This is a genomic window from Pantoea sp. PNT03 (assembly GCF_014852515.1).
In the GTDB taxonomy this organism is placed as follows: Bacteria; Pseudomonadota; Gammaproteobacteria; order Enterobacterales; family Enterobacteriaceae; genus Pantoea; species Pantoea leporis.
This window is the reverse complement of sequence record NZ_JACVBT010000001.1, coordinates 292,581-315,713: the sequence shown is the minus strand read 5'-3', so window position 1 is coordinate 315,713 and position 23,133 is coordinate 292,581. Positions and strand designations below refer to the sequence as shown.

The 23,133-nt window shown below is 57.6% G+C and carries 22 protein-coding genes; 5 read left to right on the top strand and 17 right to left on the bottom strand.

Features of this window, described 5'->3' with window-relative positions; all coding sequences use genetic code 11:
• Positions 1 to 33: 33 nt before the first annotated feature.
• From IB226_RS01645 to IB226_RS01625, 5 genes are all read right to left on the bottom strand, one after another.
• Positions 34 to 687 (bottom strand): DedA family protein, encoded by a 654-nt coding sequence (locus IB226_RS01645; RefSeq protein WP_101763636.1) that lies wholly within the window; start codon positions 685 to 687, stop codon positions 34 to 36.
• Positions 688 to 723: 36 nt separating this feature from the next.
• On the bottom strand, positions 724 to 1,530 hold the full coding sequence (truA, locus tag IB226_RS01640; protein ID WP_101763635.1) for a tRNA pseudouridine(38-40) synthase TruA: 807 nt from the start codon (positions 1,528 to 1,530) through the stop codon (positions 724 to 726).
• Entirely contained in the window at positions 1,530 to 2,540 is a 1,011-nt protein-coding gene (locus tag IB226_RS01635) for an aspartate-semialdehyde dehydrogenase (RefSeq protein WP_110866557.1), read from the bottom strand. Before IB226_RS01635 ends, truA begins: the two co-directional genes overlap by 1 nt.
• A gap of 101 nt (positions 2,541 to 2,641) precedes the next feature.
• Positions 2,642 to 3,766, bottom strand: a complete 1,125-nt coding sequence (gene pdxB / locus IB226_RS01630) for a 4-phosphoerythronate dehydrogenase PdxB (RefSeq protein WP_110866556.1) — start codon at positions 3,764 to 3,766, stop codon at positions 2,642 to 2,644.
• Between the two features lie 56 nt (positions 3,767 to 3,822).
• A complete protein-coding gene (locus IB226_RS01625) occupies positions 3,823 to 4,602 on the bottom strand; it encodes a helix-turn-helix domain-containing protein (protein WP_192233259.1) in 780 nt (259 codons plus the stop codon).
• A gap of 94 nt (positions 4,603 to 4,696) precedes the next feature.
• On the opposite strand from IB226_RS01625, the gene IB226_RS01620 reads away from it, so the two are divergent.
• Positions 4,697 to 5,602, top strand: coding sequence for a DMT family transporter (locus IB226_RS01620; protein ID WP_192233257.1), 906 nt, complete (start codon positions 4,697 to 4,699; stop codon positions 5,600 to 5,602).
• Between the two features lie 112 nt (positions 5,603 to 5,714).
• Positions 5,715 to 6,746, top strand: a complete 1,032-nt coding sequence (gene flk / locus IB226_RS01615; protein WP_192233255.1) for a flagella biosynthesis regulator Flk — start codon at positions 5,715 to 5,717, stop codon at positions 6,744 to 6,746.
• Here the strand turns inward: flk and IB226_RS01610 are convergent.
• Positions 6,743 to 7,186, bottom strand: a complete 444-nt coding sequence (locus tag IB226_RS01610) for a rhodanese-like domain-containing protein (RefSeq protein WP_192233253.1) — start codon at positions 7,184 to 7,186, stop codon at positions 6,743 to 6,745. The genes flk and IB226_RS01610 overlap by 4 nt on opposite strands.
• 86 nt (positions 7,187 to 7,272) lie before the next feature.
• Between IB226_RS01610 and IB226_RS01605 the strand changes: the two genes are divergently transcribed.
• On the top strand, positions 7,273 to 8,709 hold the full coding sequence (locus tag IB226_RS01605) for a PLP-dependent aminotransferase family protein (protein ID WP_192233251.1): 1,437 nt from the start codon (positions 7,273 to 7,275) through the stop codon (positions 8,707 to 8,709).
• Here the strand turns inward: IB226_RS01605 and IB226_RS01600 are convergent.
• A complete protein-coding gene (locus IB226_RS01600; RefSeq protein ID WP_192233249.1) occupies positions 8,672 to 9,853 on the bottom strand; it encodes an MFS transporter in 1,182 nt (393 codons plus the stop codon). The genes IB226_RS01605 and IB226_RS01600 overlap by 38 nt on opposite strands.
• Positions 9,854 to 10,084: 231 nt before the next feature.
• Entirely contained in the window at positions 10,085 to 11,305 is a 1,221-nt protein-coding gene (fabB, locus tag IB226_RS01595; RefSeq protein ID WP_192233247.1) for a beta-ketoacyl-ACP synthase I, read from the bottom strand.
• A 153-nt stretch (positions 11,306 to 11,458) separates the two neighbouring features.
• On the opposite strand from fabB, the gene mnmC reads away from it, so the two are divergent.
• Positions 11,459 to 13,471, top strand: a complete 2,013-nt coding sequence (gene mnmC / locus IB226_RS01590; protein WP_192233245.1) for a bifunctional tRNA (5-methylaminomethyl-2-thiouridine)(34)-methyltransferase MnmD/FAD-dependent 5-carboxymethylaminomethyl-2-thiouridine(34) oxidoreductase MnmC — start codon at positions 11,459 to 11,461, stop codon at positions 13,469 to 13,471.
• A gap of 29 nt (positions 13,472 to 13,500) precedes the next feature.
• Here the strand turns inward: mnmC and IB226_RS01585 are convergent, their stop codons facing one another.
• The 6 genes from IB226_RS01585 to prmB form a co-directional block, all read right to left on the bottom strand.
• Positions 13,501 to 13,782: a YfcL family protein gene (locus IB226_RS01585; RefSeq protein WP_008101252.1), complete on the bottom strand. Its 282-nt coding sequence runs from the start codon at positions 13,780 to 13,782 to the stop codon at positions 13,501 to 13,503.
• Between the two features lie 30 nt (positions 13,783 to 13,812).
• Complete coding sequence (locus tag IB226_RS01580; RefSeq protein WP_192233243.1) at positions 13,813 to 14,358, bottom strand: elongation factor P hydroxylase; 546 nt, start codon at positions 14,356 to 14,358, stop codon at positions 13,813 to 13,815.
• 66 nt (positions 14,359 to 14,424) lie between these two features.
• Positions 14,425 to 15,222, bottom strand: coding sequence for a sulfite exporter TauE/SafE family protein (locus IB226_RS01575; protein WP_192233241.1), 798 nt, complete (start codon positions 15,220 to 15,222; stop codon positions 14,425 to 14,427).
• 8 nt (positions 15,223 to 15,230) lie between these two features.
• The gene (mepA, locus tag IB226_RS01570; RefSeq protein ID WP_370579096.1) at positions 15,231 to 16,058 is read right to left on the bottom strand and encodes a penicillin-insensitive murein endopeptidase; all 828 of its coding nucleotides are present in this window, start codon (positions 16,056 to 16,058) and stop codon (positions 15,231 to 15,233) included.
• A 5-nt stretch (positions 16,059 to 16,063) separates the two neighbouring features.
• A complete protein-coding gene (gene aroC / locus IB226_RS01565) occupies positions 16,064 to 17,149 on the bottom strand; it encodes a chorismate synthase (protein ID WP_101763624.1) in 1,086 nt (361 codons plus the stop codon).
• A 46-nt stretch (positions 17,150 to 17,195) separates the two neighbouring features.
• Positions 17,196 to 18,128, bottom strand: a complete 933-nt coding sequence (gene prmB, locus IB226_RS01560) for a 50S ribosomal protein L3 N(5)-glutamine methyltransferase (protein WP_137386216.1) — start codon at positions 18,126 to 18,128, stop codon at positions 17,196 to 17,198.
• A gap of 160 nt (positions 18,129 to 18,288) precedes the next feature.
• On the opposite strand from prmB, the gene smrB reads away from it, so the two are divergent.
• Positions 18,289 to 18,837: an endonuclease SmrB gene (gene smrB, locus IB226_RS01555; RefSeq protein WP_101763622.1), complete on the top strand. Its 549-nt coding sequence runs from the start codon at positions 18,289 to 18,291 to the stop codon at positions 18,835 to 18,837.
• Between the two features lie 54 nt (positions 18,838 to 18,891).
• Here smrB and sixA read toward each other — a convergent pair whose 3' ends face one another.
• The 3 genes from sixA to fadI all read right to left on the bottom strand — a co-directional run bounded on the left by sixA (position 18,892) and on the right by fadI (position 23,009).
• The gene (gene sixA, locus IB226_RS01550) at positions 18,892 to 19,374 is read right to left on the bottom strand and encodes a phosphohistidine phosphatase SixA (RefSeq protein WP_101763719.1); all 483 of its coding nucleotides are present in this window, start codon (positions 19,372 to 19,374) and stop codon (positions 18,892 to 18,894) included.
• Between the two features lie 195 nt (positions 19,375 to 19,569).
• Positions 19,570 to 21,699 (bottom strand): fatty acid oxidation complex subunit alpha FadJ, encoded by a 2,130-nt coding sequence (fadJ, locus tag IB226_RS01545; protein WP_192233239.1) that lies wholly within the window; start codon positions 21,697 to 21,699, stop codon positions 19,570 to 19,572.
• Positions 21,699 to 23,009: an acetyl-CoA C-acyltransferase FadI gene (gene fadI, locus IB226_RS01540; protein ID WP_137386218.1), complete on the bottom strand. Its 1,311-nt coding sequence runs from the start codon at positions 23,007 to 23,009 to the stop codon at positions 21,699 to 21,701. The genes fadJ and fadI overlap by 1 nt, the downstream gene beginning before the upstream one ends.
• Between the last annotated feature and the right edge of the window lie 124 nt (positions 23,010 to 23,133).

Genomic DNA, 23,133 nt, shown 5'->3' with positions numbered 1-23,133 from the left:
GTTCACGCTGTGGATAAAAATCTGGTAACGAGCTTACTGCGACTTCTGCTGGCGGCGATGACGCCACACTTCAATTACGCCTGGCAGTATAGAAACCACGATGATGCCGACGATCAGCAGCTTCAGGTTCTCCTGCACAACCGGCAGGTCGCCAAACAGATAACCGGCGTAAGAGAACAGCAGCACCCACAGCAGTGCGCCCGTCACATTGTAGAGCGCGAAGTGGCGATAAGACATGTGTCCCATCCCCGCCACAAAGGGGGCAAAGGTTCGCACGATTGGTACAAAGCGCGCAAGTATAATGGTCTTGCCGCCGTGGCGATCGTAGAACGCGTGGGTTTTATCCAGGTAACTGCGACGGAAAATTTTCGAGTTCGGGTTGCTGAACAGCTTCTCACCGAACAGACGCCCAATCGTGTAGTTCACCGCATCACCGAGGATGGCGGCGATCACCAACAGCGTTACCATCAGGTGTACGTTGAGATCGTTCCCCGGCAAGGCCGCCAGCGCACCGGCAACAAACAGCAGGGAATCACCTGGCAGGAACGGCGTGACCACCAAACCGGTTTCACAGAACAGAATCAGGAACAGAATGGCGTAAATCCAGATGCCGTACTGCGCCACCAGCTCGGCCAAATGCACATCAATATGCAGAATAAAATCGACTAAAAAGTGGATGAAATCCATATAACCACAACTCCCCTAACACCCAACAATTAACGGTTAATCTGCGAGGAACAACGGTCCCAACGCAGGCTGAGGTAATGCAAAGTGGGATGGATAATCCACCGCTACCAAATAAAGCCCCTCGGCTTTGGCGGTCGCCGCCGCCAGCTTACGATCTTTGGCCGCGAGCAGCGTCGCCATCCACTCTTCCGGCTGGTTGCCGGTGCCGATTTCCATCAGGCTGCCGACAATATTACGCACCATGTGATGTACAAATGCATTGGCTTTGATATCCACCACCACATACGGCCCATGACGCGTGACGTTGAGATGCATCACGTTGCGCCACGGCGTGCGTGACTGACACTGCACCGCACGGAACGAAGTGAAGTCATTCTCGCCAATCAGCGCCTGACCAGCGCGCTGCATCTTCTCTGCATCCAGCGGATGGTAATAATGGGTAATGCCATTGCCCAGAATCGCCGGACGCAGCCGATGGTTGTAAATCACGTAGCGATAGCGGCGTGCCGTGGCGCTAAAACGCGCATGAAACTCGTCCGGCACCGCTTTCACCCAGCGCACCGCGATGTCATCGGGCAGATTGGCATTCACACCCAACGTCCAGGCCGCGTCAGCACGCGGTGAGGTGGTTTCAAAATGCACCACTTGTCCGGTGCCATGCACACCAGCATCGGTGCGGCCCGCGCAGAACACCACCACCGGATGATCGGCCACTTTCGACAGCGCCTTTTCCAGCTTTTCCTGCACGCTGCGCACTTCATTTTGCCGCTGCCAGCCGTAATAACGGCTGCCATCGTATTCAATACCCAACGCCAGCTTAAGCGTTTTCCCTTCAGGCAACATTAATAGAAATACTCCTGCACCAGTTTCTCAGCGGTTTTCACCGCCATCAGTGCACCGCCGAAACGGATGTTGTCTGCCACAGACCAGAACTGCAGCAACTCTGGGATGCCGTAATCATTGCGCACGCAGCCAATGCTCAGCACGTCGCTGCCGGACGCATCGCCCACCTGCGTGGGGTAATCGCTCTCTTCACTCAGGTTGATATCACCGGAGCGGCCCAGTTCATCGCGCGCTTCTTCTGCAGAGAGCGGACGCAGATTCTCCACGTGTACGATCTGCGCATTGCCGTAGAACACCGGCGCCTGCACGCTGCTTACCGCGATCGGCAAACCTTCGTCCTGCAGCACTTTACGTACCTGCTCAACCACGCGACGTTCGCTCTCGACGCTGCCATTGCTGTCCGCCAGCAGCGGCAAAATGTTGAACGCCAGCTGGCGGCCAAAATAGTGCGTTTCCGCCGGCACGCCGTTCAGCAAACGCGCACTTTCACCGGCCAAACCATCAACCGCCGCTTTACCATGGCTGGAGGCCGCAATCAGGTTGGTAACCTGCAAACGGCTCAGACCGGCCAGATCCACCAGCGGTTTGATTGAGCACAGCAGCTGGCTTACCAAGCTGTCGGCAACGGTAATGATGTTGCGATTGCGGTAATCCGCCAGCACCTGTGGATTCACATCCGGCACCACCAGCGGCACATCCGGTTCGAGCGCAAACAGATCGCTGCTATCGATCACCAGACAACCCTGGCTGGCGGCTTCTTCGGCATAGCGCGCCGAAGCTTCACGACCCGCAGTGAAGAACGCCAGCTGCACTTGCGTCCAGTCAAATTCGGCCACGTCCTGCACCAGCACGGTACGTCCCTCAAAACGTTTGTTCTCACCGGCACCGTTTTCACTCGCCAGCAAATACAACTCACCAACCGGGAACTGGCGTTCAGCCAGCAGTTCCAGTACAGCGTTCCCTACTGCGCCTGTTGCGCCCAAAAGCGCGATATTCCAGCCGTCAGACATGTTGGTTACTCCAGAGATTGACACAAAAACAGAAGGCGATGAAAACATCGCCCGAGATTTAGGAATTATCCCCCGCAATAGTGCAGGTGATTGAAATTTCTTTACAAACTGGCGCGGAAGCCAAGCTGATTGAGCATCGCCGCCGTCTCCGCATCATCGCAATGCACCTGCAGCGATGACCACTCACGACGCTCTTGATATTGCTTGCGCAGGCGATCAAACTCGCCTGGCTTTGCCGCCACTTTACGCAGTGGCGCATCGTCGCGGCGCACATCATACACCAGATGTACTAAGCGTTTTAGCGTTGGCTGATCGAGCTTGCCGCGTAAAGTGACAGAACCGAATTCAGGTGCCGGCAGCAGGCTTTCCAGCGCCACCTGCTGCGGCTGGCCGATAAAGTCGCACCAGGCTTCAAACACTTGCGTGGTGCCGCGCGCTTTACCTTCCAGCGTGTAGCCAGCGATATGGGCGGTGGCGATATCCACTTTATCCAGCAGATCGAGCGACAGATCCGGCTCCGGCTCCCACACATCCAATACCACGCTAAGATCGTGGCGCATCTTCAGCACTGCCAGCAGCGCCGCGTTATCTACCACCGCACCGCGGCAGGCGTTGATCAGAATAGTGTTGGGTTTGAGCGCCATCAGCAGCGCCGCATCGGCCAAATGCCAGCTTTTATACGGGCCATCTTTAAACAGCGGCGTGTGGAAGGTCAGGATGTCGGCCTGCGCCACCAGATCATCCAGCGAATGGAAGGTTTCCTGATCGCCACGATCGGCGCGCGGTGGATCGCACAGCAGCGTTTTCACGCCCCAGGCTTGCAGACGCTTCTGCAGGCGGCCGCCAACATTCCCCACGCCAACAATGCCCACGGTGCGATCGCGCAGTGCAAAACCATCGCGCTCCGCCAGCAGCAGCAGCGAGGAGAACACATACTCCACCACCGCAATGGCATTACAGCCAGGCGCCGCAGAGAAGCTGATGCCTGCCGCCGCCAGTGATGCTTCATCAATATGATCGGTGCCGGCGGTCGCGGTGCCGACAAACTTCACCGGCGTACCGGCCAGCAGCGCCGCATTCACTTTGGTGACGGAACGCACCATCAATCCGCTGGCGTCCTGCAGCTCAGCTTCCGGCAACGGACGTCCCGGCACCGCGAGCACATCGCCGGTGCGGCTGAAGAGTTCACGGGCATAAGGCATATTTTCATCGACGAGAATTTTCACTGCGGCGGTCCTGTCTGCAAAAATTTAAGGCGCGTATTTTGCCATAAAGCCGGGGATTAACCTAACCGACTGCGATAGCGATCGGGCGTGGTACCGGCCTGCTGCTGGAACATCACAATGAGCGCCGACGCCGAGCTGTAACCCAGCTCGTGAGCGATGCCCTGCACGCTGCAACCCTGCTCCAGCAGCGCGATAGCACGCAGAAAGCGTAAACGCTGCCGCCACTCGCTGAATGACATATTCAACTGCTGCTGACAGCGTCGCGCTAGCGTACGCTCGGTGGTGAACACGCGCTTCGCCCATTGTGCCAGCGTGGTGTTATCGCCGGGATGCGCTTCAAGCGCGCGCAGAATCGGCGCGAGGAATTTGTCATCTGACATCGGCAAATAGCTGTTATGCACCGGCGCCAGACGCAGGCGATCGATCAACACTTCACACATGCGCCAGTCGGCTTGCGTTTGCGGCTGCTCCAGTTCACGGCGGGCAAAATCATTCATGATGGCATGCCCAATGGCATCGACATGCAATAAACAGGCTTTATCCGGCAGGCCCGCGCAGAGATCGGCGGCGAGATTAAAGGTGCGAAAACGTGCTTCGTTGTGGTTGTAGCTGCTGTGACGATGGCCGGCCGGAATCCAGATCGGGATATCTGCGGGCGTCAGCAGACGTTCGCCCTCCACTTCCATCTCCAGCACGTGGCTGGTGACGAAAATCACCTGACCCCAATCATGCACATGGGTGAGGTATTCGGTTTTGGCGTTGACCTCGTCATAACGCATGAAGAAGCGCAGCAAAGGCGCATCAATCGGCGGCTGGTATTCGACTTGTAGATTCATTCTGTCCGGTCACTAACAAATATTGTCCGATTTTAACTATCTGCTTTAAACCGGTCAAACGTAAACTATTCGCGATTATCTGAGGAGCTGTATCATGAATTTACTGTTTCCGCTGATCGCGGTATTGATCTGGTCGATCAACACTATCGTCAGCAAACTCTCGGCGGGAAGTATCGATCCTGCGGCGATCTCCTTCTATCGCTGGCTGCTGGCGCTGGTAGTACTAACACCGTTTTGCCTGCCGGGCGTGTGGCGCCATCGTCACACCATTAAAGCCAACGGCTGGCGATTGCTGTTCCTGGGTCTGCTCGGCATGGTGCTGTATCAAAGTCTCGCCTATTACGCGGCGCACAGCGTTTCTGCGGTGATGATGGGAATTCTCGGCGCGACCATTCCGCTGCTGACCATCCTGCTCAGTCTGGTTGTGCTGCGCCTCGCGCCGACGCGCGGCATTCTGATTGGCGGCGTGTTGTCGTTCGCCGGTTTGGTATGGCTGGTGAGCGAAGGCGACCCGGCACAGTTGCTAAATCAACGGCTCGGCAATGGCGAATTGATGATGCTGGCAGCATCGACCTCGTACGCCTTGTACGGCGTGCTGACCAAGCGCTGGGCGATTCCGCTGCCGACCTGGCAAAGCCTGTATGTGCAGATTTTCTTTGGCGTACTGCTGTTGCTGCCTGGCTTCCTGCGCGCGCCGGATGTCACGCTCAACATGCACAATCTGCCGCTGGTGCTGTATGCCGGGCTGTTTGCGTCGATCATCGCGCCGTTCCTGTGGATCCTTGGCGTGCAGCGTCTGGGCGCCAGCACCACCAGCATTTTTATGAATTTCGTACCGGCGTTTACTGCCATTATTGCCGTGATGTTCCTGCATGAGCAGTTGCATGGCTATCACTGGATTGGCGGCGGCATGACGTTAGTCGGTGTTATTCTGGCGCAACGGCTGAAAACCCCGCTGCGTAAGCCGCGCAGCGCGACCCTTCCCGATCCCGCCGCCTGATTTTATTATCCGGAAAGGCCGCAGCCCCCGTGGATTTCCTGGGGGCTTTTGCTATGATGTGGCCTCTTTTTTCCGGCGCACCCGGATCTGACCCGTTTTCAAGGATTCCGCCATGCAACCTCTCAGCGGTCCCGGTGTGCCCGCGGGCGATCGTTCCCCTTTATCTCAGGCCACTGGCCCAACGCGACCTGGCGGTCCAGCCGGTGAGCAGCCGCTCTCTCCTACCCAGCGCACCACGCTGGAACGTTTGATTGTTCGCATTATGTCTTTAAGTACGCTGAAAGCGCCGGAACTCTGGGCTGGCGTGCGGCATGAAGTCGGGGTAAAGAGTGAGGCGGAGCTGCAATCGCGCCACTTCCCGGCGGCGGAGCAGCATCTCAACGGTCGCTTAACCCAGGTGCAAAACAGTCTTGCTACGCGCCAGCTGCTGCAACAGCTGCTGGAAAAATTGCCGCAGGGCAATAATCGTCAGGCGGTGAGCGATTTTATTCGTCAGCAGTTTAACCAAACGGTGTTGAGCGCGTTGTCGCAGGATCAGCTGCGTCAGGTGCTGACCATGTTGCAAAACGGTCAGATGGCGATCCCGCAGCCGCAGCAAACGCGCGTGTCCGATCGCAGCTTGTTGCCGGCAGAACAGCAGTCGCTGAATCAGCAGGTGACGCGCCTTGCGGCGAAAACCGGTGAATCGCCGGTGAAACTGCTGGCCGATACGCTGAAGCTGGTGAATCTGAAAAGTGGCGATCCGATTCCATCGCGCCACTTCCCGCTGCTGACGCAATATTTGCAGGTGCGCCAGACGCTGGCTCAGCACAGTGCGCCAACCTTGCAGATGCTGGAAACCTCACTGCGCCAGCCGTTAACCCATGATGAGCAGCGACTGCTGGAAGATTACAGCCAGCAACGTTTCCAGGCGCTGCCGACCACCGTGCTGACGCCAGCGCAGACGCAGGATCTGCTGAATCTGCTGTTTAGCCGCCGCGCCGAGAAACTGCACGAACAGCCGCTGGCCGATAGCGAAATTCGGCCGCAGCCCATCTGGTCGCCGTTTATCCAGATGCTGCCGCAACCGCTGGCGCAGCGCCCGGCGTTAACGCTGATTGTCGGCACCTTCCTGTTTATCTTCCTGCTGTGGCTGTTTATCTAGCAGCCACAGTTGGCAGCGGGCGTGGCGAGTGGCCACTCACCCGCTGCCGCGCCCCACGCCATCGGATGGCCATCGCGTTTCCAGAAATCCAGCCCGCCAATTAACTCTTTAACCTGAAAACCCAGCGACGCCAGCTTGAGCGCGGCTTTGGTTGAGCCGTTGCAGCCGATGCCGTCGCAATAGGTGATGTAAACTTTGCTGCGATCGAGATGCGCCGTAGATTCCGCATTCATGGTGCGATGCGGAAACGAAAGTGCACCGCAAATGTGTCCAGCCTGATAAACCTCATCAGAGCGCGCATCAATCACCACGATCGCCGTGATGCCCCGCGCCAAATCCTCTGCTAAATCCCACGCATCGGTGTAGTACGCTAGTTTATGTTGCAGATACGCCACGCTCTCGCTGGCGCTAACGGGGGCAATTTTTAAGACCGCTGACATCGCATTCTCCTGTTGTGATTTCCCCTGAGTTTACGGCAAAGTGGTCTGCCTGTTGATACCACTTCCACCATAGTGATAAGACCACCGTGACCACATCTTTTCTCGCGCTGTTTAGCCATCAAACTCAGGGCGGTTTACGTGAGCGACTGTGCAATACCTTGCGCCAGGCCATCGCCAATGGGCATCTGCGGCATGAGCAGAAACTGCCGTCCAGCCGCCAGTTAGCCACGGACCTATCGCTGTCGCGTGTTACGGTGGAGGCGGCGTATGCGCAGCTTGAAAGTGAAGGTTATCTGCAGCGTCACGGCGGACGCGGGACGTTTGTTTCGATTCGCATGGCGTCGCCCACCAGCAAAACCCGCACCGAACGCTCACCACACTTTTCTCAGCGTGGCCTGCAGGTTTTGGCAACGGGCGGCTGTCAGGATCCGCCCTTTCCACACGCCTTTGCCGCCGGTTCACCCGAGTTACGCGCCTTCCCACATACGCAGTGGCGTCGCATCAGCAATCAGGTGCAGCGCTCGCTGGGCAGCAACGTGATGGGTTACGGCGATCCGCTTGGATTGCCATCACTGCGGCAGGCGGTGGCGGATTATCTGGCGCTGTCACGCGGCGTGCGCTGCACGGCGGAGCAAGTGGTGATCCTCACCAGCTCACAGCAGGCGCTGCAGTTGCTGGCGTTGATGTTCCTTGATACGGGTGACGAAGTGTGGCTGGAAGAGCCGGGTTATCCTGGCGCGCGCAATGCATTTCTTGCCGCCGGGGCGCGCTGTCGCGCCATGCCGCTGGATGCAGAAGGCGCAGTGCCGCTCAGTGGCAGCGCGAAACTGGTCTATCTGACGCCAGCGCATCATTATCCCACCGGCACAGCGATGAGCCTGGCGCGGCGCTTACAGTGGCTGGCGTGGGCGCGAAAGCAGGATAGCTGGTTGATTGAGGACGATTACGACAGCGAATTTCACTACGAGGATCGCCCGGCTCCGGCGCTACAAGGATTAGCCGCGGATGGTCGGGTGATTTGCCTCGGCACTTTCTCCAAAACGCTGTTCCCGTCGCTGCGGCTGGCGTGGATGGTGGTGCCGCCACAACTGGTGGAACCGTTGGGCCGCGCACGCAGCGTGATGGATGGTCACAGCGCGTTGCTGCCGCAGGCGATTTGCGCAGAGTTTCTGCAACAAGGCCATTTCGCCAGCCATTTGCGCCTGATGCGCCAACTCTATCGCAGCCGACGTGACTGCTTGCTGCAGCAGATCGAAACGCGCTTAACACCCTGGCTTGAGCCGCTGCCGGCGGCGGGCGGCTTACAGTTAGCGGTGCGGCTGTTGCAAGGGGATGAAGCGCGCTTAACCGCCGAGGCGAAAGAGAGCGGATTGTTGTTGCCGCGCCTGTCGCCGCTTTATGCCGGTGAAGTGCAGCAAGCGGGCTGGCTACTGGGCTTTGCGGCGCTGACACCCGGGGAGATTGTCAGCGCCTGCGATAAGCTGGTTACGCTGTTGTCGCAGCCCGCGCAAAGCTCCAGGTAACCAGAATGCCCAGCGCCGCACAACAGGCACCCGCAACATAGACCGAGCCGTAACCCAGCGCCGTCGCCAGTAAGCCGGTCAACGGGCCGCTGGCACCATACGCGATATCCTGAAATGCAGAGAAACCGCCAAGCGCGGTGCCGCGAATCTGTGGCGATACGCGTTTAATCACTTCAACGCCCAGCGCCGGGAAGATCAGCGAGCAGCCGCAGCCGGTCAAAGCCGCGCCAATCAGCGCCATCCAGCCAGAAGTGGCGAACGCCAGTAGCAGCAGACCGGCGGTTTCCACCAGCAAAGAGATCATCGCTACTTTTACGCCGCCGTGACGATCCGGCAAGCCGCCAAAGAACACGCGCACCAGCACAAACGCACAGCCGAAGGCGGTCAGCGCAAAACCGGCGTTGCCCCAGTTTTCCGCAGCAAAATAGAGTGACGTAAAGGTGCCGATCACCGCAAAACCGGTGCCCTGCAGCGCCAGCGCCAGTCCCGGCTGAAAGATGGTTTTCACTACGCTAAGCAGCGATGGCCGCTCGCCGCCCACCACCGGCACTTTGCGGATCCAGCCATTTATCGCCAGCGACAGCAGCGGCAACAGCAGCGCAACCGCACCGAGAGCAGCAAAGCCGCAGTGCTGATTGATCAGCAAGCCGAGCGGTGCGCCAGCCGCCAGCGCTCCATAAATCGCCATGCCGTTCCATGACATCACTAATCCGGAACGTTTGCTGCCCACCAATCCCATGCCCCAGGTCAGATTGCCGGTCAGCAGCAGGCTTTCGCCGAATCCTAACAGCAAGCGCCCCACTGCCAACAAACCAAACTTCATCCACGGAGAAACCGGTAACAACGCGGCCGCCAGATACGCCACGCCCACCAGCGCGATGGCCAGCATGCCGTGCTGAGTGGTGAGTTTCGCACCGTGTTGATCGGCTCGACGCCCGGCAAAGCTACGCGTCAACAGCGTGGCGAAGAACTGTATTCCCACCGCCACGCCAACCATCAGGTTACTCATGCCGAGTTCATGATGGACATACAGCGGGATGACCGGCAGCGCGAGGCCAGCGGTCAGATAGGTGAGGAATACCGCAAAGGAGGTGCAGGCCAGCGGCATAACGGATTGCGTTTGCGCGTCAGCAGTCGTGGTCATGGTGGGTCGAACTCCTTGTAATAACCAGACACGCGCTTGCTGCCAAAACAGAAACGGGATATTTGGTTCACACTAAGCTAAAAGTGATAATTTTGTTTCGGATGGAGTGGGAGTGTAGGCAAGCTGAAGGTGGAATGTCAAAACAACAAGGGCCGGATAACCGGCCCTTGTGATATTGCTAGCATAATTAGGTCTCCATGAATGGCGATCCTACGGGATTATGCTGGCAACTTACGCATGATACTTACGCATGGTCAGAGTGGCGTTAGTCCCGCCGAAGCCAAAGCTGTTCGACATCACGGTGGTCAGCGCTTTATCAGTCGGTTTGGTCACGATGTTCAGACCTTTGCCCGCTTCATCCAGCTCTTCCACGTTGATGCTTGGCGCGATGAAACCGTGCTCCAGCATCAGCAAAGTGTAGATCGCTTCCTGCACGCCCGCCGCACCCAGTGAATGACCGGTCATGGCTTTGGTAGCAGACAGTGATGGGCAGTTATCGCCGAACACTTCGCGAATCGCACCCAGCTCTTTCACATCACCAACCGGCGTAGAAGTGCCGTGGGTATTGAGGTAATCGATTGGGGTATCCAGACCTTGCATCGCCATCTTCATGCAGCGCACTGCGCCTTCGCCTGAAGGAGCTACCATGTCTGCGCCATCTGAGGTTGCGCCGTAGCCCACGATCTCAGCATAAATGTGTGCACCACGTGCCAGAGCGTGCTCCAGCTCTTCAACCACCACCATACCGCCGCCGCCAGCGATAACGAAGCCGTCACGGTTGGCATCGTAAGTACGTGAGGCTTTTTCTGGCGTTTCGTTGTATTTGGTCGACAGTGCGCCCATCGCATCGAACTCACAGGCCATTTCCCAGCTCAGCTCTTCACCGCCGCCAGCAAATACAATGTCCTGTTTACCCAGCTGAATCTGCTCAACCGCGTTACCGATGCAGTGTGCAGAAGTAGCACAGGCTGAACTGATGGAGTAGTTCACGCCGTGAATTTTGAACGGGGTTGCCAGGCAAGCAGAAACGCCTGAACCCATCGCCTTGGTCACCACATAAGGACCGACCGCTTTCAGGCCGCGTGGGCTACGCATGGCGTCAGCACCAAATACCTGATAACGCGGAGAACCGCCGCCAGAACCGGCAATCAAACCCACACGTGGGTTTTGCTGATACTGTTCGTCAGTCAGGCCAGAGTCTTTGATCGCTTCGGCCATTGAAAGGTAGGTATAAATAGAGGCATCACTCATAAAACGCACGATTTTGCGATCGATGAGCCCGTTGGTATCCAGTTTGACGTTGCCCCATACGTGGCTGCGCATACCGGCATCTCTCATCTCTTCAGAGAAAGTAATACCGGAACGGCCTTCACGCAGAGAAGCCAGCACTTCTTGCTGGTTATTACCAATGCTGGAAACAATACCCAGGCCAGTAATCACTGCACGTTTCATTCAATAATCCTCGTTCCACATATTTGGATGTGGTGCACTCTAGCGTACAGTTGTAAGCCGAACAAGTCCGATCAGCCATTTCCCTTTGTAAATTTGCGTCATGTGACGTCTATCGCTAAACTCGCGCCACTGCCTGAAATATGAGCCTTTCCCGTGAAATTAACCCCGGTTGAACACGCCCAAATAAACTGGAATGAACAGGGTACACCTGTGTCCCGAGCGTTCGGCGACGTCTATTTCTCCAACGATAATGGACTGGAGGAAACGCGCTATGTGTTCCTTGATGGCAACCATATTCCGCACAGTTTTGCTGAACATTCACGCGATTTATTTATTGTCGCCGAAAGCGGTTTTGGGACTGGTCTGAACTTTCTTACCCTGTGGCAAGCCTTCGATCGCTTCCGCAATGAGCAACCCAACGCCACTTTGCAGCGTCTGCACTTCATCAGCTGCGAGAAATTCCCGCTGACGCACGCCGATCTGGTGGCTGCGCATGCCCATTGGCCGGAGCTAAAGCCGTGGGCCGAACAGCTGCAACAGCAGTGGCCGCAGGCGTTGCCGGGTTGTCAGCGCCTGCTGTTCAACGGCGGCGAAGTCACGCTGGACCTCTGGCTTGGTGATATTAACGCGCTAATTCACACCTTTGATGACAGCCTCAATCGTCAGGTGGATGCGTGGTTCCTTGATGGCTTCGCGCCGGCAAAAAATCCTGAGATGTGGACGCCAGATCTGTTCGCCGCGATGGCGCGCCTCGCCCGGCCGGGCGGCACGCTGGCGACTTTTACCGCGTCGGGGTTTGTGCGACGTGGGTTGCAGGACGCCGGTTTCAGTATGCAGAAGCGCAAAGGCTTTGGTCACAAGCGTGAAATGCTGGTCGGCGTGCTGGAACAGGCCGCTGCATTGCCGCACAGCCAGCCGTGGTATGCGCGCCCGTCGGCAAGCAGCAATGAAGTAGCGCTGATTGGCGGCGGCGTCGCCAGCGCAGTATTGGCGCTGGCGCTACTGCGACGCGGTTGGCGCGTGACGCTCTACTGCGCCGATGACGCGCCCGCGCTGGGCGCATCCGGCAATCGTCAGGGCGCGCTCTATCCGCTGCTCAACCAGCACGATCCCGCACTGGCCACCTTCTTCCCGGCGGCTTTTGGTTTTGCCCGACGTCTATACGATCGGCTGCCAGTGGAGTTTGAGCATGACTGGAGCGGCGTGTTGCAACTGGGCTGGGATGATAAAAGCGCGGAGAAAATTGCGCAGATGCTCAACATGGCATTGCCGCATGACATCGCGTACGGCGTTAATAAAGAAGAAGCGCAACAGCTGGCGGGCGTTGAACTTGATGTTGGCGGGATTTTTTATCCGCAAGGTGGCTGGCTGTCACCTGCACAGCTGACCAGCAATCTGCTGGAGTACGCGCAATCGCGGGGATTACGCCTGCACTGGCTGCATCGCGTCACGCAATTAATGCGCGATGAAGATCGCTGGACGCTGCACTTTAGCGAGCAGCCGCCGGTGCAGCATTCCCAAGTGGTGCTGGCGAATGGTCACGCGTTGCTGGAACTTGAGCACAGCAAAACGCTGCCGGTGTACGCGGTGGCGGGACAAGTGAGCCACGCGCCGACTAATCCGTCGTTGGGCGCGCTGCGCACCGTGCTGTGTTACGACGGCTATCTCACGCCGGTCAGCCCGAACTTCGCCACCCATTGCATCGGCGCCAGCTATCATCGCGGCGATACCGCCACAGATTTCCGCACCGACGATCAGCTAGAGAATCGCCAGCGGCTGATTAACTGTCTGCCGCAGAGCCAATGGCCGCAACAGGTTGATGTGTCCGATAACCAGGCGCGCAACGGCGTGCGCTGTGCCACGCGCGATCATCTGCCGATGAGCGGCAGCGCGCCAGATTATGAAGCGACACTCACGCAATACGCCGATCTGCCAGAACAGCGTGCGCGCGGCGCAAGCGTAGCCGATGCGCCGGTGCATAACGGTTTGTTTGTGTTGGGCGCATTAGGTTCGCGTGGTTTGTGCAGCGCACCGCTGGCAGCCGAAGTCCTGGCGGCGCAGATGAGCGGCGAACCGCAGCCACTGGATGCAGCCACGCTGGCGGCGATGAGTCCGAATCGCTATTGGGTGCGCAAACTGCTGAAGGGTAAAAAAGCGGGTCGATAATCTGCGGGGCGAGCGATCGCCCCGAGACGTTAAGCGGTTTGACGTGCCTGCAGGAACAGATTGTCCCACATGCCGGTGACCAGCGCCTGATCGCGTGGCGACAGTTCGCCAGCAGCAATGGCTTTTTGCAGGCTGTTGGTGACGTGAGTTTGCAGCGCTTCCGGCGTGTGTTCACCGCTCAGCTCAATCTCCGCCACTGCCAGGGTCAGATGACCACGCAGATAGCCCCCTGCAAACAGCTCGTCATCGCTGGCGTGATCGACCATGTCATCAATCAGGGCCAGAATGCGGGTTTCAAATTCTACGATCATCTCTTCCTCTCTTCTTATAACCTTCGCGGATTACAGATCTTCCGGCCAGGGGAATTGTGCCGCCGTCAGTGGCGGCGTGCCGTAATAATTCGTCAGTGCATCGATGAAGCGAGCTGGTCGTGCCGGAATGCCCTGCTGCAGATACGTCATCACCTGTGCATGCACTTTGCGCTGAAACGCTATGCGATCTGGCTCACAATCGCCTTCGAGATTGTCACAACTTACGTTGAAGGGAAAGCCCGCCGCCACGCAGAATAACCACTCCAGCGCCTGCGGTTTTACCTCAACCGATTCGAACTGGCTCTGCGTTTGCGCATCGCGTCCGTCCGGACAATACCAATAACCAAAATCCACCAGCCTGCGGCGCGCTTCACCGGCAATGCACCAGTGGGAAATTTCATGCAGTCCGCTGGCGTAGTAGCCGTGCGCGAACACCACGCGATTCCACGGTGAGGTTTCATCCGCTGGAAGATAAATAGGTTCGTCGTCGCCTTTAATTAGACGGGTCTGAAAATCGTCAACGAAGCAGCCATCAAAGATGGCAATCAGCTGATCGTAATGGTGTGTTGTACTCATAATTTTTAATCTTTAAAAAAACCGGCGCCATTGTCGCATTGGCAGCCGGTCTTGACGAGTGTTGGATTACAGCGTGGCCAGCCAGGCCATCAGTTCTGCGCCATGACTGTCCCATAACAATTTAGCGCTCATTACCGCAGAAACGATCACTACCATGGGGCGAATCAGTTTCTGACCACGGCTCAATACCAGCCTGGCGCCGAGGCGAGCGCCGATAAAGGCGCCGAGCAACATAATCGCGCCGGTGCCCCACACCACTTTTCCGCCGAACATAAAGAACAGCAAACTGCCAAAATTCGAGGTGAAATTTAGGATTTTGGCGTGGGCGGTGGCTTTCGCCAGATTGAAGCCACACAGCGTAACAAAGGCCAGCGCATAGAACGAGCCAGCGCCGGGACCAAAGAAGCCGTCGTAAAAGCCGACGCAGCTGCCGCCTACCAGCGCATAGGGCAAACCGTGCAGACGACGTTCGCGATCGGCTTCGCCCAAACGCGGCATCAGCAGGAACCACAAACCGATGCAGATCAGCAGCAGCGGTAAGATTTGGCGCAGCACATCCGCTTGTAAGTGCTGAATCAGAATGGTGCCAGCAATCGCGCCGAGGAAGGTCATGGCGATATTCAGCCACTGCTCGCTCAGATTCACCGCACCACGTCGGATGAAATAGAGGCTGGCGGAGAACGATCCGCCGACCGATTGCAGCTTATTGGTGGCTAACGCCTGTGCAGGCGACAGCCCGGCAGCCAATAAGGAAGGCACGGTGAGTAAACCACCGCCACCGGCAATGGAGTCGATAAACGCCGCCAGCACCGCCACAAAAAACAGCACACAAAGGATGAGTGGGCTGACAACGAACCAATCCATTGAAATACCTACAGAAGATGCTTATCAAGTAAAGCCTGGCATGAAGGGGGCAATGGCGGCGGCGTTTTCTTCACCGGCGGCGTACTGCCTGGTTTTTTCGGCAGGAACCAGCTGTCCAGCTCAGCGCCACAGCCATCGCCCGCTGGTTGAGGTGCCTGGTCTTCACATTCAAGGCTCCCCGCCGGACAACGCAGACGCACGTGCATGTGCGCGCGATGGGCGAACCACGGACGCACTTTATTCAACCACGCGCGATCGCTGCCAGCATCGGCGCAAAGCTGCCTTTTGATTGCCGGATTGACGAAGATACGCGTCACTTCATCATCTTTCGCCGCCAGTTTAATCAGGCTATCGATTTGCGGCTGCCAGTGACGCGCAATCACCTGTTTATCATCGGCAGAAACCAGATCGAGCGGCTGCGGCTTGAGCAATTGCTGCGCCGTCCAGCGGGTTTTCGGCAGCTGCAGCCAGATATCGACGTCTAAACCAGTTTGATGGCTGGCGTGGCCGCTGCTAAAACGTCCACCCGCCGCCATGCCCATATCGCCAATCAGCACTTGTCCCAGCTGAAGCTGATGAACCTGGGTGCTGAGACGCTGAATAAAGGCGATCAGATCGGGATGGCCGAAATAGCGGCGCTGATCCTGGCGCATCACCTGATAATTGGGTGAGTTAAGCGGCAACTGCTGCGCACCCACAATACAGCCGTTGGCGAAACCGCCAATCGACTGCGGGCTGCCGGCAATCGGCTGATGAATTTGCTGCCACGGCGTGGCAGCAACGGCGGCCGCACTGCATAGCAGCGCGGCACAGATAATGAGCAGACGGCGCATCATCGGGTTTACCAGCGCGGAACGCTGCTGTTGACGTCACCGTTTTGCGCACGCTGGCGCAGCAGGTGATCCATCAACACAATCGCCATCATCGCTTCGGCAATCGGCACGGCGCGAATGCCGACGCAGGGATCGTGACGACCTTTGGTGATCATCTCGACTTCTTCACCCTCGCGGGTGATGGTGTTGCCTGGCACGGTGATGCTGGAGGTCGGTTTCATCGCCAGATTGGCGCTAATGGTTTGGCCGCTGCTGATGCCGCCCAGAATGCCGCCCGCGTGATTGCTCTGGAAACCGTTGGCACGGATCTCATCGCGATGTTGACTGCCGCGCTGATTGATCACCGCAAAACCGTCACCGATCTCCACGCCTTTCACCGCGTTAATGCTCATCAGCGCATGCGCTAAATCCGCATCCAGACGATCAAATACCGGCTCGCCCAGGCCCGGCGGCACGTTCTCTGCCAGCACGGTAACTTTGGCGCCGATAGAGTCACCCTCTTTTTTCAGGCCGCGCATCAGCTCATCCAGCGCTTCCAGTTTAGAGGCATCCGGGCAGAAGAACGGGTTCTCTTCCACGATGCTCCAGTCTTTCAGCTCGCAGGCCACATCGCCAATCTGCGCCAGATAGCCGCGCACCACGATGCCGTGCTTCATCTGCAGATACTTCTTGGCAATCGCCCCTGCTGCCACGCGCATCGCGGTTTCACGCGCCGAAGAACGGCCGCCGCCACGGTAGTCGCGCAGGCCGTATTTCTGCTCGTAGGTATAATCGGCATGGCCAGGGCGGAACAGATCTTTGATGGTGCCGTAATCCTGTGAACGCTGGTCGGTGTTCTCAATCAGCAAACCGATTGAGGTTCCCGTCGTCACGCCCTCAAACACGCCGGACAAAATTTTCACCTGATCCGGCTCGCGGCGCTGCGTGGTATAGCGCGAAGTGCCAGGACGACGACGATCGAGATCGTGCTGGATGTCGGCTTCCGTCAGCGGAATGCCGGGTGGCACACCGTCAACGATGCAGCCCAGCGCAATACCATGCGACTCGCCAAAAGTGGTTACGCGAAAAACTTGTCCGATGCTGTTTCCGGCCATGCTGGTTCCTTGTTGCGATGTTGCGGGCGAGCGCTCGCCCTCTTATTTAGTCTTTGTAAAATGAGAAGTGATGCTGTGCCGCCACGATTTGCTCGCGCGTCAGCATAAACACGCCGTCACCGCCGTTATCAAACTCCAGCCAGGTAAACGGCACGTCTGGATACTGATCGATCATGTGCACCATGCTGTTACCCACTTCGCAAATCAGCACGCCTTGCTCGGTGAGGTAATCCGGCGCACAGGCCAGAATGCGACGCACCAGTTTCAGGCCGTCGCTGCCCGCCGCCAGACCCAGTTCCGGCTCGTGGCGATATTCGTTCGGCAGATCGTCCATATCTTCCGCATCCACGTACGGCGGATTGGTGACGATCAGATCGTATTTCACCTGCGGCAAGTTGCGGAACAGATCGGCGCGGATTGGCGTGACGTGGTTCAGCAGGCCGTGCTCTTCAATGTTCTGCTCGGCGACAGCCAGTGCATCGGTGGAGATATCGACTGCATCCACTTCCGCTTCCGGGAAGGCGTAAGCGCAGGCAATGGCGATGCAGCCGCTGCCGGTACACATATCCAGAATGTGATGAGGCGAATCGCTGATCAAGCCGGCAAAGCGGTTCTCAATCAGTTCACCAATCGGTGAACGCGGCACTAATACGCGCTCATCAACGTAAAATTCGTGGCCGCAGAACCAGGCTTTGTTGGTGAGATACGCCACCGGAATACGCTCGTTGACGCGGCGAATCACGCGCTCAACAATGCGATGACGCTCGCTGGCAGTCAGGCGCGCATTGCGCATATCTTCTGGAATATCCAGCGGCAGCCACAGCGTTGGCAGAACCAGTTGGACTGCTTCGTCCCAGGGATTATCCGTGCCGTGGCCGTACCAAATGCCTGCCGCCGAAAAACGGCTGACAGCCCAGCGCAGCATGTCCTGAATGGTGTGCAGTTCATTCACTGCCTCATCGACGAATATCTTGTCCACGTAGCCCTCCGCAGGCCATAAAATCAATCGGCCGATAGTGTGCCACGAAGCCGGGCAGAATTCAGCGCAGCGAGGCGAAAAAGCTGACAATTGTTAACAGTAACGGTTAAGGTATGCCACCGGCTGTTTAACCAGCCTTTTCTGACCCAATCACAGAGCCATGAGTAAGAAAACGCCGCTAAGCCAGGACGATCAGGAGATGTTCCGCCAGTTAATGAGTGGAACCCGCAAGCTGAAACAGGACACTATCGTGCATAAACCGGTAGTGAAAACGCGCGAAGTACCGCTTAAACGCCTGCTTTCAGAACAGGTCGATAATAGCCATTATTTTTCAGACGAGTTTCAGCCGTTGCTGTCGAGCGAAGGTCCGGTGCGCTACGTGCGCGCGGATGTCAGCCATTACGAGCAGAAGAAATTGCGTCGTGGCGATTACACGCCAGAAATTTTTCTCGATCTGCATGGCTTAACGCAGATGCAGGCCAAGCAGGAGCTCGGCGCGTTGATTGCCGCCTGTCGCCGCGAACATCTGTTCTGCGCCAGCGTGATGACCGGGCACGGCAAACACATCCTCAAGCAGCAAACACCGCTGTGGCTGGCACAACATCCGCATGTGATGGCGTTTCATCAGGCACCGAAAATGTTTGGCGGCGACGCCGCACTGCTGGTATTGATTGAGGTGGAAGAGTGGCAACCGCCAGAACTGCCGTAAAGGCTGCGGTAAAAAAGGATAGGGCCGCATTTGTAAGCGGCCCATAGAGCGGAATTACATCGCTTTAGCCAATTTTGACGGGCTGACCTGCCACTCCAGCTTGCCTTCGCAGGCCTCTGCATCAAAGTTCACACAGGCTATTGCCGAGGTCGCGAACATCGGCGGCGCTTCCTGCGGGCAGAGTTCAGACACCAGATAACCCACCAGCGGCAGATGCGAAATCACCAGCGCCGATTTAACCCCTTTTTGTGCCAGCGCCTGCAGATAGCAGGCCACCATGCCCGGATCGCCGCCCGGCGTCAGTTCCGGCAAAACATCCTGCCCTTCTGGCAATTTCAGGGTTTCGCGCACCGTGGCGAGCGTTTGCTCGGCACGCAGGTAAGGACTGACTAATACCCGATCAATTTCTGGCGTTTTGCCGTTGAGCCAGCTCGCCATCGCTCTCGATTCATCACAGCCACAGAGTGTGAGAGGTCGAACAGAATCACTCGCTGCTTCCAGAGCTGCATCGCCATGACGCATGATAAAAACTTGCATAAAGCACCGCTGTTGTTTGTCGATATCGGCCGGTACCACAGCACCAGACGCTTCATTCTGCGAATGAACGGTGTGTTTTACCCCAATGGCTTCAGTATAGTCAACCGGTTGTTTATTAAATAAGCATATCTCAGAATGGTGCCGCGCTTACCGCTGCACGGCCCGCTGACTAACCCGCTGAATCTCTGTGCCTATTCACGATTGTGCAGAAGTGTAAAAATTCGTTTGCTGTTCTGACATTGCAATCAGCGCCTCACTCGGCGTAAAACGCTCGCCGTGCTGCTGCATTAATGACCTTAATGCTTTGACGATATCGCCAATGCCGCGCTGATCCATATAGCGGAACGGACCGCCAAGGAACGGCGGAAAACCGATGCCAAATACCGCCGCAATATCGCCATCACGCGCGTTGCGGATCACCGCTTCATCCAGACAGCGTGCCGCTTCGTTCAGCATCATCAAGACGCAGCGCTCAGCGATCTGCGCTTCGCTCTGCCTTGCCTGCGGTTTGATATTCAGCAGTGAATAAAGGGAAGCATCGACTTTGCGTTTTCCCGGCCAGCGCGAACGTTGATAGAGGTAAAACCCTTTGTGATTTTTGCGCCCTTTTCTGCCGTCGGCCAGAATGGCGTTCGCGGCGTTGGGGGCGCTGAAACGTAAACCGTAAGCCTGCTCGAGAATCGGGCTGATTTTGCTGCCGACATCAATGCCCACTTCATCCAGCAGCTGCAGTGGCCCAACCGGGAAACCAAACTTCACTAGAGCGCGATCGATATGCTCAATCGGCTCACCTTCCTGCAAGCAGTGCATCGCTTCATTTATATAGGCCGCGAGAATGCGGTTAACGTAAAAGCCGGGACGATCCGCCACCACCACCGCCGTTTTGCCCTGCTGACGCGCCAGCTGCACCGTGTTCGCCAGCGTTTGCGCCGAGGTATTGGCGTGAGGAATCACCTCCACCAGCGGCATTTTGTCCACAGGACTGAAGAAATGCAGACCGATCACGTTTTCAGGCCGCTGGGCTTTGGCTGCGATATCAGCAATTGGCAGCGACGAAGTATTGGAGGCGAAAATGGTGTGCGGCTGGCAATGACTTTCGATTTCGCTGACCATCTGTTGCTTGAGCGCCAGATCCTCAAATACTGCTTCAATCACCAGATCGCGCTGGCTGAACCCCTGGTAATCGGTGCCACCGCTGATGCGCGCCATCTGCTGCTGGCGTTCGGCGGCTTTTAGCTGACGCCGCTTCACCTTGTTGCTCAGCAGATCCCAGCTGTATTGCAGCGCATGATTCACGCCATTGAGGTTGATGTCTTTAATGCGCACTGGCAAACCGGCTTTCAGCGCCGTAACGCTGGCGATGCCGCCGCCCATCAAACCGCCGCCGAGCACGCCAATCTGCTTCAGCACTTGCGGCTCGACACTGGCCATCGACTCTTTCTTTAAGGTCGTTGAGGCGAAGAACAAACTGCGCAGCGCGGCCGATTCTGGCGTCATCACCAGTTGGCCAAAGGCGCGCGCTTCCGCTTCATGCCCGGCGCTGCTGCCCTGCTCCAGACCGATGCGCACCACGTCAAGAATGCGCTGGGCCGCTGGATAGTTGCCCTGGGTTTTGCTGTGGGTTTGCCGCTGCGCCAGCGAGAACAGCACCTGACGCGCGATTGGTCCCTGCAGAAAACGATCGCGGCGCGAAAGCTCCCGCCGTGCGCCTTTTCCTTTATGTACACGCGCAATCGCCGTTTCCAGCAGAATCGATTGCGGCACCGCGTCATCGACAATCCCGAGCTTGAGCGCCTGTTTAGCGCGTAGCTGTTTGCCGGTAAGGATCAGCGGCAGCGCCTGCTGTACGCCAATCAGGCGCGGCAAACGTTGCGTGCCGCCAGAACCCGGCAGCAGACCGAGCTGTACTTCCGGCAAACCGAGGCGCGTTTTGTCATCCAGCGAACAGATGCGCGCATCGCAGGCCAGCGCCAGTTCCAGACCGCCGCCGAGGCAGGCACCGTGAATCGCCGCCACCACTGGAAACGGCAGCGCGGCAATCATCGCCATCACATCTTGTCCCTGCTTTGCCAGCGCCTCAGCTTCCTGCGCCGTTTTGCAGTTGGCGATCATGCTGATATCCGCACCAGCAACAAAGTTGTCTGGCTTGCCGGAGATCAACACTAATCCAGCCAACTGCTGATGGCTGCGCGCTTCGTCCAGCACCGCTTTGATCTGCGGCACAAACTCGGCCTTCAGCGTGTTCATCTTCTCGCCCGGCACATCGATGGTGATCACACCGACGTGGTCGAGGCGCATGTGTAAATGAAAGGCGGATTCACTCATTATTCGGCCTCCAAAACCATTGCCGTGCCCAGGCCGCCCGCCGCGCAGGCGGTGACCAATCCCAATCCGCCACCGCGCCGCCGCAGTTCCTGCAGCGTTTGCGTGATCATGCGTGCGCCAGTGGCGGCAAACGGATGACCATAAGCAATCGATCCGCCAAGCACGTTAAAGCGTTCTTCATTGACTTCACCTAACGCATGCGGACGATTCAGCACCTCGCGCGCAAAGCGTTCGTCACGGAACATTTTCAGGTTGGCTAAGGTTTGTGCGGCAAAGGCTTCGTGCATATCAATCAGCGTCAGATCGTTGAGCGTGATGCCGGCGCGCTCCAGCGCCAGCGGCGAGGCGTAGGCCGGTCCAAGCAGCATATCCTGCCAGACATCAATCGCCGTAAAAGCATAGCTGCGCAGATAGCCGAGCGGCTGAATGCCGAGTTCGCGCGCGCGCCCTTCACGCATCAGGATCACCGCTGCGGCACCATCGGTCAGCGGCGTGCTGTTGGCGGCGGTCACCGAACCGTGGCGACGATCAAACGCCGGGCGCAGTTTGGCGTAATCGGCGGCGCTGGCGTTGAAGCGAATATTGTTGTCCTGCTCGATGGGCGCTTTCCACGGCGGCACAAATGCGGGCATCACTTCCTGGCTTAACACGCCCGATTGCCAGGCGCGCGCCGCATGCTGGTGCGAACGCAGCGCTAACGCGTCCTGCTGTTCACGCGTGATGCCGTGACTTTTCGCCATCTGCTCGGCGGTATCGCCCATGCGTAATCCGGTAGAATACTCCGCTACCGCCGGTGGCACCGGCAACAGATCGCGCGGACGCAAACGACGCAGGATGCTGAGTTTTTGACTAAAGCTGCGCGCTTTGTTGAGATCCACCAGCGCACGCGCCAGAGTTTTACTGACGCCAATCGGCAGCACCGAGGATGAATCCGCGCCACCGGCAATGCCGGCATCGATGGTGCCCGCCATTAAACTTTCCGCCACGTTTGCCACCGCCTGAAAACTGGTGGCGCAGGCGCGGCTAACGCTATAGGCATCGGTATGCACGCCTAATCCGCTGCTCAGAACAATTTCACGCGCAATATTGGGCGCTTCCGGCATCTGCACCACCTGGCCAAACACCAGTTGATCGATAATCTCGACCGGTAATTCGCTACGCGCCATCAGTTCGCTGATCACCATGCGCCCCAGCTCCAGCGCGGGAATGCCGTGGAAATCGGTCGCCTGACGGGCAAAAGGGGTGCGTAATCCGTGGGTTATGGCGATACGTTCGCCCTGACGCGTCAGCAGCGGCTGCGCTTTACTCATTGCAATCACCTGTATTTTTTGACCGGGGCATCATTGCCAAACAGGTCTGACCTGATCATCAGTGTTAACTAAGTGTTGCTAAGTAGCCAATAAGCAGAGGAAAAAAGTGCGAGGGAATACACGA

Excerpts from the sequence above, each read along its gene's own strand:
- IB226_RS01645 (WP_101763636.1), bottom strand. The coding sequence starts at position 687 with ATGGATTTCATCCACTTTTTAGTCGATTTTATTCTGCATATTGATGTG.
- truA (WP_101763635.1), bottom strand. The coding sequence starts at position 1,530 with ATGTTGCCTGAAGGGAAAACGCTTAAGCTGGCGTTGGGTATTGAATAC.
- IB226_RS01635 (WP_110866557.1), bottom strand. The coding sequence starts at position 2,540 with ATGTCTGACGGCTGGAATATCGCGCTTTTGGGCGCAACAGGCGCAGTA.
- IB226_RS01625 (WP_192233259.1), bottom strand. The coding sequence starts at position 4,602 with ATGAATCTACAAGTCGAATACCAGCCGCCGATTGATGCGCCTTTGCTG.
- IB226_RS01620 (WP_192233257.1), top strand. The coding sequence starts at position 4,697 with ATGAATTTACTGTTTCCGCTGATCGCGGTATTGATCTGGTCGATCAAC.
- flk (WP_192233255.1), top strand. The coding sequence starts at position 5,715 with ATGCAACCTCTCAGCGGTCCCGGTGTGCCCGCGGGCGATCGTTCCCCT.
- IB226_RS01610 (WP_192233253.1), bottom strand. The coding sequence starts at position 7,186 with ATGTCAGCGGTCTTAAAAATTGCCCCCGTTAGCGCCAGCGAGAGCGTG.
- IB226_RS01600 (WP_192233249.1), bottom strand. The coding sequence starts at position 9,853 with ATGACCACGACTGCTGACGCGCAAACGCAATCCGTTATGCCGCTGGCC.
- fabB (WP_192233247.1), bottom strand. The coding sequence starts at position 11,305 with ATGAAACGTGCAGTGATTACTGGCCTGGGTATTGTTTCCAGCATTGGT.
- IB226_RS01585 (WP_008101252.1), bottom strand. The coding sequence starts at position 13,782 with ATGATCGTAGAATTTGAAACCCGCATTCTGGCCCTGATTGATGACATG.
- IB226_RS01580 (WP_192233243.1), bottom strand. The coding sequence starts at position 14,358 with ATGAGTACAACACACCATTACGATCAGCTGATTGCCATCTTTGATGGC.
- IB226_RS01575 (WP_192233241.1), bottom strand. The coding sequence starts at position 15,222 with ATGGATTGGTTCGTTGTCAGCCCACTCATCCTTTGTGTGCTGTTTTTT.
- mepA (WP_370579096.1), bottom strand. The coding sequence starts at position 16,058 with ATGATGCGCCGTCTGCTCATTATCTGTGCCGCGCTGCTATGCAGTGCG.
- aroC (WP_101763624.1), bottom strand. The coding sequence starts at position 17,149 with ATGGCCGGAAACAGCATCGGACAAGTTTTTCGCGTAACCACTTTTGGC.
- smrB (WP_101763622.1), top strand. The coding sequence starts at position 18,289 with ATGAGTAAGAAAACGCCGCTAAGCCAGGACGATCAGGAGATGTTCCGC.
- sixA (WP_101763719.1), bottom strand. The coding sequence starts at position 19,374 with ATGCAAGTTTTTATCATGCGTCATGGCGATGCAGCTCTGGAAGCAGCG.
- fadJ (WP_192233239.1), bottom strand. The coding sequence starts at position 21,699 with ATGAGTGAATCCGCCTTTCATTTACACATGCGCCTCGACCACGTCGGT.
- fadI (WP_137386218.1), bottom strand. The coding sequence starts at position 23,009 with ATGAGTAAAGCGCAGCCGCTGCTGACGCGTCAGGGCGAACGTATCGCC.